Here is a 13788-nt window from a genome sequence, read left to right as displayed (position 1 = left end):
CATTCCCTGTTAATTAAAGGAACTTTTTATATTTCTATTATACATGAATAGAAAAAACGACACTGTATTTTGTGTCGTTTCGGCTCTCTTTCATTAAACAATTTTATTGTTTTTAAAGGACTTTATTATTTGTGAACAGCATTTTCCATCTTTTTATACGACAAATATGCTAATACATTCTTACTTGTATCATATTTAGGATTGTTTCCTTTTTTCGGCTCTCTAACATGTGTCTTTTCAAACCCAGGAATTTCAGGCATTTTCTCCAAAAATTCAACAATCTCTTTTTCAGTTCCCTCAACGCGTACACGAATCATTGTTATTACTCCTCAATTCTCTATTTCTCTGTACTAAGTATAGCGTACTGAGAAAAGACTGCAAGAAAATTATCTTTTTAGCGTTGAACTTTTATGACATACAAACAGTGCCATCTCCGTATAAAATGATTCTACTTTATTATTGTTAAATTGTATGTTGAAGAACTCCTTCATTTCATTTGACGCTTTCATCATACAATCCGTTAACTTGGAGCGTGTTGGCGATGGGACATCCATCATGTTACACCACCAATCAAAATTAAATTGTTTTTCAAATGTGAAACATGATTGCATTTGTAAACCTTGCTTTTCTAATAATGAAATCCACTCTGTTTTTCTAAGCGCTCTCCTGTGACTTGGATCTCGCTTTTTCTCAATAAAATTATAAAATGTATCATATTCTAGGTTTTCTGGGGAGACATTATCAATTAATATAAATAATCCGTTCTCTTCTAACTTTCGATGTACTTCAAAAATAAATTGAGAAGGGTTTGAAAAATGATGCGCTGCAATGCGACAAATAATCGTATCAAACGATTGATTAGAAAATGGTAAATCCTCTGCATTTCCTACTACAAATGATACATTTTCATGTCCGTTTGTCTGGATAAATGCTTTCGCTTTTTCTAACATTTTTTCTGTTAAATCGAGCGCAACAACCTCTTTAAATATCGGGGCTAATAAATTAGCAACATGACCGCCACCTGTAGCAATATCAAGAAGACGAATATTTTTACGATTTTTCACTTGTTGAACGACATACTGTAAATCTGGCCCTTTTGCATGAATTTGACTATTCACATACTTTTCAGCATTACTACCAAATTGTGTTTTCACAAGTTCTTCGTTACTCATTTCAATCATCTTCTTTCTACATATATTTACATATTCTTTTTCAGCAAGAATATATAAATATCCTCTTTATTCAATGAACTAGGCACTCTATTTCCTTCCGATTTCCTTCTTGTTTTATATATTTACATACATTTATACCATATGCTTGTACAATGAAGGGAAGTGACAATACAAATAGTTCTTTTAACACATTCTCTTCGTATTCATCAACCCAATCCTTTGTTTCTGCACAATAATTAAAAATCAACGTATAGAAACTTTCGCATTCAATTTCTGTTTTACCTACACCTATTTCTCTTAATAACTCTTTACATAATAACGAATGTTCATCAATAAAGCGTGGAAAGTAATAAGCATAAATCATTTCACGGCACTTCTCCCTAATCATTTCCTCAAATTTAATATGGTATATTCTACTTTCAAAATAGAACGCTCCTCTTGTTTTCCCACTATACTCCCGTAAAAAATCTCCAATTGTATCATACGTATAGCCTTCATGTGTTTGATTCATATGTACTAAAATACCACTAGAGTTCACCATATATTTTGGGACTGATATGTAATAATAGACAATCCAAAAACAAAGCTTTGCTATTATTTCCTCTTCCTGCTCCTGTAAGAACTGGTCGAACAATTTTTTAAAAAATTGTTGAATCATAAGTATCCCTCCCTCATACATTTTAAATTTATTCCAATTTATTTTCTAATATGTAAATTTGATTTTTCGGCTCTATAAAAACAAAGTTTTATCCAAATCAAAAAGATTGAATTTCCATTATCAAACACGTAATATAGACTCTGACTCTAAAAAATAATGATTCAAATGTATGAATAAAAAGGAGGATTTATATACGATTTTTCCTATTTTATAAGACTGAGAGGTTTTGTTATGTGGCGTAATAAAAATGTCTGGATTGTTCTAATCGGTGAGTTTATCGCTGGGCTTGGTTTGTGGCTTGGGATTCTTGGCAATCTAGAATTTATGCAGAAGTATGTACCTTCTGATTTTATGAAGTCGGTTATTTTATTTATTGGATTATTAGCCGGTGTTCTTGTTGGTCCGATGGCTGGTCGTGTTATCGATCAATACGAAAAAAAGAAAGTCCTTCTTTATGCTGGTTTCGGCCGTGTTATCAGTGTTATTTTTATGTTCTTCGCTATTCAATATGAAAGTATCGCCTTTATGATTGCCTTTATGATTGCCCTTCAAATTTCAGCGGCTTTTTATTTCCCTGCATTGCAGTCTGTTATTCCGCTTATTGTTCGTGAACATGAACTATTACAGATGAATGGTGTCCATATGAATATCGGAACAATCGCTCGTATTGCTGGAACCTCACTAGGTGGTGTTCTTCTTGTCGCTATGAGTTTACAGTACATGTACGCGTTCTCAATGGCAGCATACGCTTTATTATTCCTGTCGACCTTTTTCCTACAATTTGAAGATCAAAAATCAAATACATCAAGTAAAAAAGCAGCAAAAGATAATAGCTTTATGGAAGTATTTCGGATTTTAAGAGGAATCCCGGTTGCATTTCGGGCACTTATTTTAAGTATTATTCCCCTTTTATTCATCGCTGGTTTCAATTTAATGGTTATTAATATTAGCGAAATGCAACATGATCCGACAATTAAAGGGTTTATTTATACCATTGAAGGTGTGGCTTTTATGTTAGGAGCTTTCGTAATTAAGCGTTTATCTGATCATTTCCCACCTGATAAATTACTTTATTTCTTCGCCTTCTGTACTGCTTTTGCACATCTCTCATTGTTCTTTAGTGATGTGAAATGGATGGCACTTGTATCATTTGGTCTGTTTGGATTTAGCGTTGGTTGTTTCTTCCCTATCATGTCAACAATTTTCCAAACGAAAGTTAAAAAAAGTTATCATGGACGTCTTTTCTCATTCCGTAATATGTTTGAAAGGGTAATGTTCCAAATTGTCTTACTTGGAACTGGGTTCTTCTTAGACACAATTGGGTTACGATATATGGTTCTTATTTTTGGCGCTATTTCATTATTAATTATTTTTATGTCGTTATCAAAGCACAAGCAGGCAAGTAAAAACACTTCCCAAGTATCGAACATGTAAAATCCATCTCCAAATTGAGATGGATTTTTCTCTTATTGTAAGAGATGACCTAAGTCTCCTGTTGTTATATTCCCACTATTTGCTTCATCTGTATCAATATGCATATCTAAGGCGTATGTATCTTTTACACGAATTAACACTTGATTAAAAATCAATCCTCTGTTTCCTTCTACTTTCACACTTACATATTGTCCATCTTTCACTTGAAATCTTTCAGCATCTTGAGGTGTCATATGGATATGGCGCTCAGCGATGATTACACCTTTTTCAATTTTTAAAGAACCCTTTGGACCAATAAGAGTAATCCCTGGTGTTCCATCAATATTGCCTGATGCTCGAATCGGAGCATCCACTCCTAATTTACGTGCATCTGTTTTTGAAATTTCAACCTGTGTAAACTTTCGAATAGGACCAAGGATACGGACCTTTGAGATTTCTGCTTTTTCGGTCTTGATTGTTACTGTTTCTTTCGCTGCAAATTCTCCCGGTTGTGAAAGCTCTTTTGCAACCAGGAGTTCATATCCTTCTCCAAAAAGCTTTTCTAACCCTTCGTTTGTCAGATGAATATGCCGATTTGATACACCAATTGGAATTTGTTTCACCTTTAACACCTCTTCATTATGTGGTAGTATTCATACTCTTTAGCCTTCCCTTCTTTTTCTTTTTACACAACTGTGTTTTGAATTCTGGCTCAAAAGTGATAAAATACAATTATGTGTTTTCAGAATAATAAAAGAATATAAAAGTTAGAAAAATGAAAGCACAGTTTTTTAGGAGGGGTTTTGATGACTTATACGTTAGCAGCTAGAATGAAAGCATTTCAATCTTCTATATTCAGTGAATTAGCAGCTTATAAAAAGGAAAAAATTGCAGCAGGTCACAAAATGATCGATTTAAGTATTGGCAATCCAGATATGCCTCCTGCTGATATTGTAAGAGAAGCTATGGTACATACAGCAAGCGGAAAAGAAAATTACGGTTATACTTTAACAGGTATTCAAGAATTTCACGAGTCAGTAACTGAATATTACGATAACAATCACAATGTTAAATTAGATCCAAACAATGAAGTTTTATTATTAATGGGTTCCCAAGATGGACTTGTTCACTTACCTATGGTTTTTGCAAATCCAGGTGATCTTATTTTAGTACCTGATCCTGGATATACAGCATATGAGACGGGTATTCAAATGGCAGGTGCAAAGCCTTACTTCATGCCTTTAAAGAAGGAAAATGATTTTTTACCTAATTTACAAGACGTTCCTGAAGAAATTGCTAAACAAGCAAAAATGATGATATTAAACTTCCCTGGAAATCCAGTTCCAGCAATGGCACATGAAGATTTCTTCAAAGAAGTTATCATCTTCGCAAAACAACACAATATCATTGTGGTACATGATTTCGCATATGCAGAATTTTATTATGATGGAAAGAAACCAATCAGTTTCTTATCTGTTCCTGGCGCCAAAGAAGTTGGTGTTGAAATTAATTCCCTATCCAAAAGCTATAGCTTAGCTGGTAGCCGCATTGGTTATATGATTGGAAATGAAGAAATTGTAGGTGCACTTACACAATTTAAATCAAACACAGACTACGGCGTGTTCTTGCCAATTCAAAAGGCCGCATCAGTTGCCTTACGTAAAGGGGCCGATTTCTGTGAAAAAAACCGCATCATCTACCAAGAACGTAGAGATACTTTAGTTGATGGATTTGCTTCTTTCGGATGGCATGTTGATAAACCAGCCGGCAGTATGTTCATATGGGCTGAAATACCAAAAGGCTGGACTTCATTAAAATTTGCTTATGCATTAATGGATCGTGCGCATGTTGTTGTAACCCCTGGTCATGCTTTTGGACCACATGGTGAAGGTTTTGTTCGCATCGCACTTGTCCAAGATAAAGAAGTATTACAACAAGTTGTTGAAAACATTAAAAATAGCGGTATTTTCTCTCTTGAAAAAGCAAATGCATTAGTCAAGAATTAATTACAAATCCCCTGCTTCCTTTTAGCAGGGGTTATTATTTTATATTCACTTTTCATTTAGAAATTAGGAGGTACATATGAATATCACAGCTATTAACGATACACTTCCCCATCGTCACCCATTTTTAATGATTGATAGAATTACAGAAATTGAAAATGAAAAATCCGTAAAAGGATATAAATTAATAACAACTAACGAATGGTTTATAAATGAGAATCAAAACAGTATGCCTCACATGCTAATTGTAGAGGCACTTGCGCAGCTTGGAGCATTCGTGGGAACAAGCAAGTCTAATGGATTAGGATTTCTCTCCTCATTAGACGGCGTAACATTTAATGGAACTGCTACTCCTGGTGATAAGCTAGATTTACAATATGAAGTTCTACGGAACAAACGAGGATTTATTCTCGGCAAAGGAATCGCTTCTGTAAATGGTAAACCAATTGTTATAGTTGAAAAGTTATTAGTTTACATCACTAAATAAAGATTTAATTATAGATATCCGTTATGATAACTACATAATGATAAGGAGTACAAAAATGAAGAGCGCCGTCGGTATTGATGCTGGAGGAACACTAACAAAAATTGCTTATTTTAATGAAGACAATGAATTACATTTTAAAAAATTTTACTCTCATGAACAAAACAAAATTCAAAAGTGGTTAAATAAAAATAAGTATATAAATAGATTGTCTCTGACTGGTGGTAAAGCTGAACAGTTACAAACATTATTTTTAGAAAAGTACACTATAGAGTATGTTGCAGAATTCGATGCCACACTTGCAGGCGTTCACTATCTTATTAACAACGGAAATGATTCCATAAATAACTTTGTTTTAACAAATATCGGTACAGGAACATCCATTCATTATGTCCATAATAAAAATTATATTCGTGCTGGAGGAACTGGTATTGGTGGAGGCACTATCATGGGCTTGTCGAAACTATTAGCGAATATAGATCGTTTTGAAGAAGTAATCCAGCAGACAAAACTAGGTTCTAGGCAGAATCTCGATATAACAGTTGGAGATATTTATAGCGGAATTCTATCTCCTATTGATAGTAATTTAACAGCTAGTAATTTCGGGAAAGCTGCTATTAGTGAAGCTGATTATAACAAACCCGATTTACTCGCCACCCTTCAAGGTCTTGTTGGTGAAGTAGTTACTGCATTAAGCCTTCAATTTGCAGAAGCAAAAGATATGGATCATATCGTTTATATTGGATCTACACTATCAAATAATACACATCTACAAGAAATTATAGGTAGTTATACTTTGTATCAAAATAAAAAACCTATCTTCTTAGAAGATCACGGTTTTAGCGGGGCTATTGGGGCTTTATTGAGTGCGGTAAAATAAATTCATCACAAAAAGGGGACTTTTGTGAAAGAGAAAACATTAATCAAAATTGAAAAAGATATCGAAAATCACGACTTAGGAAAAGCAAGAGATCGACTTCATGGCTTAATTCAGGCTTACCCTGAGGACCTTTCACTTCGCAAAAAATTAGGTGATATTTATTTCAAGTTACAATATCCAACAATGGCCGGACGCTATTGGTATCTTGAAGAAAACAAAACACCTGAAATGCTTCAAGCATGCCAACGATTTGAAAAATCGATGGGCAACAGTCCTAATGAGATTGTAAGAGCTTTAAAATTTAAAGGTGATTCTGCAATAATTAATAAATTATCATTAAACTATACTAGCTCTAATATACAACATCGTGTCATAAGCCAGATTGTCCAAGGACCTGAAGAAACTTGGAAGGATACCCTAGTTACAATTGGTTGTATTTCTATCTTGCTAATATTGATTATAACTGCCTGCATTGGATTATATACAATATTCAATTGGATATTTTCGTAAAATTTTCACACAATAAAAAGCTGGTATAAACCAGCTTTTTTTATGAACTATAACTCTACATACCCTTTTTCTCCACCGAGATACTGAAAGTCAGTTACACCAAACTCTTTCGTTACATATAATTTTATCGCTTCAATCCCTTCACCAAAATAAGGAATAGGGTTTTTCAAAAACGAGATTGTTTTTTCTCCATCATAAATTTTAGCTTTTATTATATCTTTGTCCGAATGAAACAATATATATATTCCCTTATAATAATATTCATAATATCCCTCTTCATCCTGTTCACTCTTGTCTTCAAAAGGTATACATTCCATTTTATAAGTATCCCCATTAATATTTATCAATTCCATGTAATCCGCCCCTTTAAAGAAAACTTAGGTACATTAACATGTAACACCCTCTTTTATTCCGCTTCTACATTTTCTTGTAACAATACGTTTTTGGAGAAACAGACTGTAAAAATTCATTCATCTCCCCTACAGAATAAATATATAACTCATGCATTGCACGCGTACAAGCAGTATAAAATAATTTCCGTTCACTTTCTCTACTATATTTTTTCTTTGATGCATCATAAATGATAACTGCATCAAACTCTACCCCTTTCGATAAATATGACGGGATAATCAAAATACCAGCATCAAACGAACTCGTTTCTTTCTTAATAAGACGAACTTGTAATGATGTTTGTAATGCAAGATAAGCTTCTTCACTTTCTTCCGCTGTTTTACAAATAACTGCAATTGTCTTATGACCACTTTGCTGCAACTGTTCGATTTGATCCACAATCTTTTTATGATGCACTTTCCCTTCTTTCACTTCCGTTATAATTGGTTGTTTGCCTTCACGCTGAAACGGTTCAATTTCATGCCCATCTGTAATTAACTGCTTCGTAAATTCAATAATTTGTTTTGCGGAGCGATAGCTACGTGTAAGAACGATTCTTTCACTCAGTTCTTCCCCGTACAGCGTACTTAACTGTGAAAATTCATTCTCTGACGCATGTTCATAAATAGTCTGATTAAAATCGCCTAGTATCGTCATTTTTGTATGCGGGAATACTCGTTTCAAAAATGCATATTGAAATGCGGAATAATCCTGTGCTTCGTCAATAAATATGTGCTGCACAGAAGTATTTCTTTGTAATTCTTCTAGTTGGTCTTTCATGTATAAATAAGGCGTTGCATCTTCATATGACATATAAAAATCTTGTATTTTTTCTATAGTTTCTTTGCATATTTCATTCCATCTTTGCGGTAATTCATTTTCTTCTACAAGTTGCTTAGCAAACTGCGGATCTTTAAATAACTGCATATAGAGTGCTGGTGTATGCATAAATTGTAATTTTTTCACACGTCTTTTAAGCGGTTTAAAATGCTCTTTTACAACAATCGCTGCTAGCATCTTCTGTTCCCGCTCAAAATCATCAAATGCACCATTTGAATGTTCTTCCTCTCGTTGCAATTGATGATACACTTTCGCATATGTTTCTTTATCTAATAACTGTATTTCTTCTTCCACCCATAACTCTTTTCTCTCTATTTTTTCTTGTTTTCTTAACTCTTTTAACAACCACTCAGAAATTAACTTTATTCGATTCGGAATCCGTATTGAAGGATCAAATTTATAAAATTGTTCTTTCATTTGTTCTTTAGAGATTAATACTTCCCCTCTAAATTTTATATCTTTAAATAACATACCTTCTCGTTTTAAATAAGATACATACTGATCTACTACTTCAATAAAATCAGAACTTGCTTTATATCTAATCCCTTCTAATCGTGTTTCATAACTCTTTTCTTCCATTCTTGTCAGTACATATTCCATTTGTGTAAATGGATCTTCTAATTCAAATTTCTTATCAATATGACGCTCTAAGTATTCTTGGAATGTCGTTTGCTTCATATTGTCTTCACCAAGTTCCGGCAATACTGTAGATACATAGCTATTAAACATCGAGTTTGGAGAAAAGAGAACGATTTGATCTGCATGTAATGTCTCTCGATAACGATATAATAAATATGCAACGCGCTGAAGTGCTGCCGATGTTTTACCGCTCCCCGCAGCTCCTTGAACAACAAGTAAACGACTCTTTTCATTCCGGATAATTTGGTTTTGTTCCTTTTGAATTGTTGAAACAATGCTTTTCATTTGTGTATTGGCGTTATTTCCTAATACTTCTTGTAGCAATTTATCGCCAATCGTCACTCCTGTATCAAACATACTTACAATTCGACCATTCCGAATAACATATTGCCTTTTTAAGGTCATTTCACCCGAAATCGTATCATTAGGTGCTTCGTATTTAGCTCTTCCTACAGAATAGTCATAATACAAACTTGATATAGGGGCTCGCCAGTCATACACAAGAAATTGTTCTGTCTGTTCATCGTAGAATGAGTGAATACCAAGATAAATAGCATCCTCACTTTTTTCACCGTCTTCTAAAAAATCTACCCTTCCAAAGTATGGTGATTGCTGTAATCTTTGTAATCCTTTTAGTTGCTTGTAAGCATGGCGGTGACTTTGCTCTCGTTCAGATAATAACTCCGCTTGTTGTTTGATACTTGCTGCCGTTTCGATAGCCTCTTCTGTATTATCAACATTCACAGTTACATCGTCCCAAAAATGTTTTCGAATCTGGACAACATCTTTTGTTGCTGCACTTGTATATTGCTCTAATGTATCAATATGTTTTTCAATCTTTCCAACTACTTCTTTCACACGATGTTGTTCCTGTTTCCACTCTTGATCTGTTTTCTCCATATCGCCACTCCTTATCAACTAATCGTTCTGATTCTCATTGTTTGATGCTATAATAAATTCAATAAAAAGTTTGACAAACAAGCATTTAATTTGTTATAATTAAATTGGGTAATTATTGAGTTTTATAAAAATAAACAGTGAGCGTTTTTCCATTTTAACACATATATATATGAAAAAACAATAAAAAGGAGATACAAATTTGTATCTCCTTTTTATTTTGAAAGTTCCACTTCAAATTCTATTATTGATTCTCCACCTTCTCCAATACATTCAACACTTACTTTTTCAAGTATACATTGCAATCGCGTACTTAATCTCGGCATCTTCTCTGCGATTTCTATTGCCCGTTTTTCATTTTCTTTTCGTCCAATTGTAACATGTGGTATATAGGGTATATCACTTCGCAAAAATTTCGCCAAAGGCCCTTTGTATAACTCATCATGCAACTTCCTTATCTGTTCCCTTCCTTTTTCAATGCGTAAGAACAAATAATCACCTTCATGACTTATACAATCGATAAGCTCAACTTCTATTGGATGAACCCCTTCCAATTTCCGGGCTATATGCGCTCTTAGTTCATCATTAGAAAGTGCACTTTCAAAAGGAAAAACAAGTGTAATATGTGGTTGAATGAATCCAAATAAAGGATCATGCTTTTTTCTAATTGCTTCAATTTCATCTATTTGTGCCTCACCTAAAAAAAGTAAAATAGTACGCATATTCCAACCTCCCTCCAACGAAACAAAAAAACTCAGCTCTATGAAACTGTACGAAAAACTTTTCTAAACTTCATATAACAAGCAATTCTCCATGGAACAATATAAGAAATAGCAACAACATAAAACAATAACCCTATCGTTTGCTGATCCAAATCAATTATATATTGCCTAGAACCATACCTTAAAATTACAATCCCGATAAAAGTAATGAGAAAAGCTACACTTTTCTTCGTATAGATATTCCCATCTTCTCTTCTCTCATAATTTGTAAGTATAATAAGTGGAATCGCGAAAAGAATTCCAAATAACATCGCAAAGTCAATGTATACTGCGGCCGGATGAATAGGACCAAAAAACATTAAAATTCCTGGTGATAAAAAAAGCAGTGGTAATAAAATTCGTTTACCATTTCCCTTTATCGGTCTATGCATAGAGCGGTAACGCCGCCATAAAATCAATAATGCAATACATAAAAACATCGTTATTAACGAAGATGTATCTCCCATATGTTTTCCTTCTCTCCTAAAATATTTTATCTAACACTGCTATACAATTTATTAAACCGTTTGTTCTAAAGAAATTTTTCGAATACATATGCCACTAATCACAAAGTAAAACACAATTAGCCCACTGGAAATGATTATGAACGAAGGTATATTCATCAAAACTTCAGTTTTTGTAAGGGTCAATTTTAGCCCGCTGTCATAACATACGCTTGTTAAGCCTATAAAAAAGATTGAACCAACTCCACATCCAACCCAATTAAATCTCTGCTGAAAAATAACAATTCCTTGAAAAAGACTCGCTATAGTAACATAAAGTAAAAACTGTACAAAAAACTGCTCAATTGAACCTCCTAACAAACTAGCACTTTCCACACGATAAAATAAGTCCTGTAAGAAAAGAACTTGAAACAGTGAAAAAAACGCTGATTGTAAAGCAATATAACAAACTGATCCAATGAAAAACTGTAACCTTGTTGTCCCAAACGAAACAGCTAAGCGAAATACATCTAGCTGTATAAAGAAAGTACTCACTACAATAAAAAACATAATGGCAATAGAAGGATTGTTGAAAACATCTTGTAAAAAGCCAACTCGTATATCTTTTATATCTATTAAACTCGTTGAACCTTTTATGATTAACGCTACAATCCAAAATATTAAAATAGCTTTATAATGATAATTAATGTGTAATTTTAACTGATTCATTAGCATCTTCACTTCACGTCACCATCCGTTATATAAATAAATAATTTCTGAAGCGACACTCCCTCAATTTCTAACTCTTCACTTTCAAGATATTTATAGTCTTCTTTAGAAAGCTCTCCCCATATAACACCAATCCCTTTATTTCCAAACAATTCTCGGTATACAACATTTTTATTTATCATAAATTCATCCACTTTATCTTTTCGCCCTGATATGTAATGGCCTTGCTGTAATAAATCTTCAACTGCTGATTGAACAACTACTTCTCCTTCTTTCAAAATCAGCACATCTTCTACTAAATGCGCTACCTCTTCTACTAAATGCGTTGATAAAATAATTGTTCGGGGATGATTGCCATAGTCTTCTAACAACATACTGTAAAATAATTCTCGGTGCGCTGCATCCAAACCGGTAGTCGGCTCATCAAAAATGGTAATAGGTGCCCTACTTGCTAATCCTTTAATGATTCCGACAACAGTCTGCATGCCATGTGATAATTTATCGTACTTTTGGTTTACATCTATTTGAAACTTTACTGCAAGTTCCTCCGCAAACTTCTGATCCCAATTTTTATAAAACATGTTACATAACTTAAAAATTTCTTTCACTTTATAATTCGAATAAATCTCTTCTTTCACTTTTACAAAACAAATATTTTGTAATGCATGACTATTTTCATACACATTTTCATTAAATATAGATACACTACCTTTACTTGAAACGATTTGTCCAGTAAGAAGGTGAAGTAGCGTTGTTTTCCCCGCTCCATTTCTACCAAGCAAACCATATATTTTATGCTCTTCCAATGAAAAGGTTAATCCATTTATAGCCATCTTTTTCTTATATTGTTTTGTCAATTCTTCAGTTTTCACTACAATTGTCATTCTTTTCCCTCCTTTGTAACCATTTGAATCATTTTGATTAGCTCTTCTTTAGAGATTTCAAGTACCTCCGCTTCCTTCCACACTTTAGGCAAAAATTCATTCCTAAAAGCACTTTGTCGCTTCTTTAGTACCACTTCCTTCGCTCCCTTTGCAACAAACATCCCAATCCCTCTCTTTTTATATAAAATACCTTCATCGACTAACAAATTTACTCCTTTCGCCGCTGTCGCCGGATTGATTTGCAGCAATTTTGCAAATTGATTTGTTGACGGAACCTTTTCTTCTTCAAGCAGTATTCCCTTTAAAATATCCGACTCAATGGTTTCTGCAATTTGTATGTATATTAACTTATTTTGTTCAAGAGATTGTTTCATACCTTCCCCCTTAGGTTCATAGGTTCATTACTTATGTAATTAACCATATCACAAGAATATATTTCCATTCAATATTTTCCCATAATTTTTTCGCAAAAAAGAAGTATCATACCTTAAAGAATGATACTTCTTTATAAAACCGTTGTATTTTCTATACTGAACCTCAAGTTCTTTTCATTCAAACCATTTTGACAAAAATCAAACTTCTTTCCCTTTAATAATTTTGTTCGATCTACTACCTGTCCTAGATGATAACTTGTATGCTCAACTAAATGAAACAAGCAATGTATGTCTATACGAGTATTTTCATTACAAGCTTTAACATACTCTTTTTTCCATTCATCAAATGTTCCTTGTACAGTTTCAGATAACATTGCTGGACTCAAATGCATAATTGGAAAATATTCTTCAATCCCGTTTTCAAAATGTATATTCGGATTCGAATAACGACTGCTATTTCTTTTTATATGCTCACAAATATGTAATACAATGCTGCCAATTGAATTTACTGTCCTGTCTGATTTCCACAACTCTTCTTCATTTAAATACCCAATTGTTTGCAGTAATTTAGGTAAATAGTGGTCATACATTCGGTGATAGGCAATCTTATAAAATAGTTCCATCTTTATCCTCCATTCAATTCCCCTATAACTAATACATCGCCTTATCAAAATTCCCTTCCAAAATATACACATTTTAATAAAAATTAAA

At 33.4% G+C, this 13788-nt stretch carries 17 protein-coding genes; 5 read left to right on the top strand and 12 right to left on the bottom strand.

Features of this window, described 5'->3' with window-relative positions; genetic code table 11:
- Positions 1-125 precede the first annotated feature (125 nt).
- The 3 genes from MHH45_RS02550 to MHH45_RS02540 all read right to left on the bottom strand — a co-directional run bounded on the left by MHH45_RS02550 (position 126) and on the right by MHH45_RS02540 (position 1830).
- Complete coding sequence (locus tag MHH45_RS02550) at positions 126-317, bottom strand: YvzF family protein (protein ID WP_003198184.1); 192 nt, start codon at positions 315-317, stop codon at positions 126-128.
- A 69-nt stretch (positions 318-386) separates the two neighbouring features.
- Complete coding sequence (locus MHH45_RS02545; RefSeq protein ID WP_033671902.1) at positions 387-1172, bottom strand: class I SAM-dependent methyltransferase; 786 nt, start codon at positions 1170-1172, stop codon at positions 387-389.
- A gap of 70 nt (positions 1173-1242) precedes the next feature.
- Positions 1243-1830, bottom strand: a complete 588-nt coding sequence (locus tag MHH45_RS02540) for a hypothetical protein (protein ID WP_088094117.1) — start codon at positions 1828-1830, stop codon at positions 1243-1245.
- 231 nt (positions 1831-2061) lie between these two features.
- Here MHH45_RS02540 and MHH45_RS02535 point away from each other — a divergent pair, with 231 nt between their 5' ends.
- A complete protein-coding gene (locus MHH45_RS02535; protein WP_088094118.1) occupies positions 2062-3264 on the top strand; it encodes an MFS transporter in 1203 nt (400 codons plus the stop codon).
- A 32-nt stretch (positions 3265-3296) separates the two neighbouring features.
- Here the strand turns inward: MHH45_RS02535 and pduL are convergent, their stop codons facing one another.
- Entirely contained in the window at positions 3297-3866 is a 570-nt protein-coding gene (gene pduL, locus MHH45_RS02530) for a phosphate propanoyltransferase (RefSeq protein WP_088094119.1), read from the bottom strand.
- A gap of 183 nt (positions 3867-4049) precedes the next feature.
- Here pduL and MHH45_RS02525 point away from each other — a divergent pair, with 183 nt between their 5' ends.
- The 4 genes from MHH45_RS02525 (at position 4050) to MHH45_RS02510 (ending at position 7120) form a co-directional block, all read left to right on the top strand.
- Complete coding sequence (locus MHH45_RS02525) at positions 4050-5249, top strand: LL-diaminopimelate aminotransferase (protein ID WP_140386049.1); 1200 nt, start codon at positions 4050-4052, stop codon at positions 5247-5249.
- 76 nt (positions 5250-5325) lie between these two features.
- Positions 5326-5733 (top strand): 3-hydroxyacyl-ACP dehydratase FabZ family protein, encoded by a 408-nt coding sequence (locus tag MHH45_RS02520; protein WP_016131492.1) that lies wholly within the window; start codon positions 5326-5328, stop codon positions 5731-5733.
- A gap of 55 nt (positions 5734-5788) precedes the next feature.
- Positions 5789-6610, top strand: a complete 822-nt coding sequence (gene coaW, locus MHH45_RS02515) for a type II pantothenate kinase (protein WP_016115183.1) — start codon at positions 5789-5791, stop codon at positions 6608-6610.
- Positions 6611-6634: 24 nt separating this feature from the next.
- Positions 6635-7120 carry a DUF6584 family protein gene (locus MHH45_RS02510; protein WP_077294112.1) on the top strand — a complete coding sequence of 162 codons (486 nt, stop codon included), beginning with the start codon at positions 6635-6637 and terminating at the stop codon, positions 7118-7120.
- A 47-nt stretch (positions 7121-7167) separates the two neighbouring features.
- On the opposite strand, the gene MHH45_RS02505 is transcribed toward MHH45_RS02510, so the two are convergent.
- From MHH45_RS02505 to MHH45_RS02470, 8 genes are all read right to left on the bottom strand, one after another.
- The gene (locus MHH45_RS02505; protein WP_016115185.1) at positions 7168-7473 is read right to left on the bottom strand and encodes a hypothetical protein; all 306 of its coding nucleotides are present in this window, start codon (positions 7471-7473) and stop codon (positions 7168-7170) included.
- Positions 7474-7537: 64 nt separating this feature from the next.
- Positions 7538-9889 (bottom strand): RNA polymerase recycling motor HelD, encoded by a 2352-nt coding sequence (gene helD, locus MHH45_RS02500; protein WP_016131495.1) that lies wholly within the window; start codon positions 9887-9889, stop codon positions 7538-7540.
- Between the two features lie 212 nt (positions 9890-10101).
- Complete coding sequence (locus tag MHH45_RS02495) at positions 10102-10608, bottom strand: 2'-5' RNA ligase family protein (RefSeq protein WP_088094121.1); 507 nt, start codon at positions 10606-10608, stop codon at positions 10102-10104.
- Between the two features lie 38 nt (positions 10609-10646).
- Entirely contained in the window at positions 10647-11114 is a 468-nt protein-coding gene (locus MHH45_RS02490) for a CcdC family protein (protein WP_016115188.1), read from the bottom strand.
- A gap of 51 nt (positions 11115-11165) precedes the next feature.
- On the bottom strand, positions 11166-11825 hold the full coding sequence (locus MHH45_RS02485) for a DUF4052 family protein (RefSeq protein ID WP_033671903.1): 660 nt from the start codon (positions 11823-11825) through the stop codon (positions 11166-11168).
- Positions 11826-11827: 2 nt separating this feature from the next.
- Positions 11828-12703, bottom strand: coding sequence for an ABC transporter ATP-binding protein (locus MHH45_RS02480; protein WP_016115190.1), 876 nt, complete (start codon positions 12701-12703; stop codon positions 11828-11830).
- Positions 12700-13077, bottom strand: a complete 378-nt coding sequence (locus tag MHH45_RS02475) for a GntR family transcriptional regulator (RefSeq protein WP_006095115.1) — start codon at positions 13075-13077, stop codon at positions 12700-12702. The genes MHH45_RS02480 and MHH45_RS02475 overlap by 4 nt, the downstream gene beginning before the upstream one ends.
- A 131-nt stretch (positions 13078-13208) precedes the next feature.
- A complete protein-coding gene (locus MHH45_RS02470) occupies positions 13209-13700 on the bottom strand; it encodes a hypothetical protein (protein ID WP_088094122.1) in 492 nt (163 codons plus the stop codon).
- Between the last annotated feature and the right edge of the window lie 88 nt (positions 13701-13788).

Source organism: Bacillus sp. FSL K6-0042 (assembly GCF_038006685.1).
Taxonomy (GTDB): domain Bacteria; phylum Bacillota; class Bacilli; order Bacillales; family Bacillaceae_G; genus Bacillus_A; species Bacillus_A pseudomycoides.
This window is presented reverse-complemented; position numbering and strand designations above follow the sequence as displayed.

Coding starts and splice junctions, on each gene's coding strand:
- MHH45_RS02480 (WP_016115190.1), bottom strand. CDS start 12,703: ATGACAATTGTAGTGAAAACTGAAGAATTGACAAAACAATATAAGAAA.
- MHH45_RS02485 (WP_033671903.1), bottom strand. CDS start 11,825: ATGCTAATGAATCAGTTAAAATTACACATTAATTATCATTATAAAGCT.
- MHH45_RS02535 (WP_088094118.1), top strand. CDS start 2,062: ATGTGGCGTAATAAAAATGTCTGGATTGTTCTAATCGGTGAGTTTATC.
- MHH45_RS02545 (WP_033671902.1), bottom strand. CDS start 1,172: ATGAGTAACGAAGAACTTGTGAAAACACAATTTGGTAGTAATGCTGAA.
- MHH45_RS02505 (WP_016115185.1), bottom strand. CDS start 7,473: ATGGAATTGATAAATATTAATGGGGATACTTATAAAATGGAATGTATA.
- MHH45_RS02475 (WP_006095115.1), bottom strand. CDS start 13,077: ATGAAACAATCTCTTGAACAAAATAAGTTAATATACATACAAATTGCA.
- MHH45_RS02520 (WP_016131492.1), top strand. CDS start 5,326: ATGAATATCACAGCTATTAACGATACACTTCCCCATCGTCACCCATTT.
- MHH45_RS02525 (WP_140386049.1), top strand. CDS start 4,050: ATGACTTATACGTTAGCAGCTAGAATGAAAGCATTTCAATCTTCTATA.
- MHH45_RS02490 (WP_016115188.1), bottom strand. CDS start 11,114: ATGGGAGATACATCTTCGTTAATAACGATGTTTTTATGTATTGCATTA.
- helD (WP_016131495.1), bottom strand. CDS start 9,889: ATGGAGAAAACAGATCAAGAGTGGAAACAGGAACAACATCGTGTGAAA.
- MHH45_RS02540 (WP_088094117.1), bottom strand. CDS start 1,830: ATGATTCAACAATTTTTTAAAAAATTGTTCGACCAGTTCTTACAGGAG.
- MHH45_RS02470 (WP_088094122.1), bottom strand. CDS start 13,700: ATGGAACTATTTTATAAGATTGCCTATCACCGAATGTATGACCACTAT.
- coaW (WP_016115183.1), top strand. CDS start 5,789: ATGAAGAGCGCCGTCGGTATTGATGCTGGAGGAACACTAACAAAAATT.
- MHH45_RS02495 (WP_088094121.1), bottom strand. CDS start 10,608: ATGCGTACTATTTTACTTTTTTTAGGTGAGGCACAAATAGATGAAATT.
- MHH45_RS02550 (WP_003198184.1), bottom strand. CDS start 317: ATGATTCGTGTACGCGTTGAGGGAACTGAAAAAGAGATTGTTGAATTT.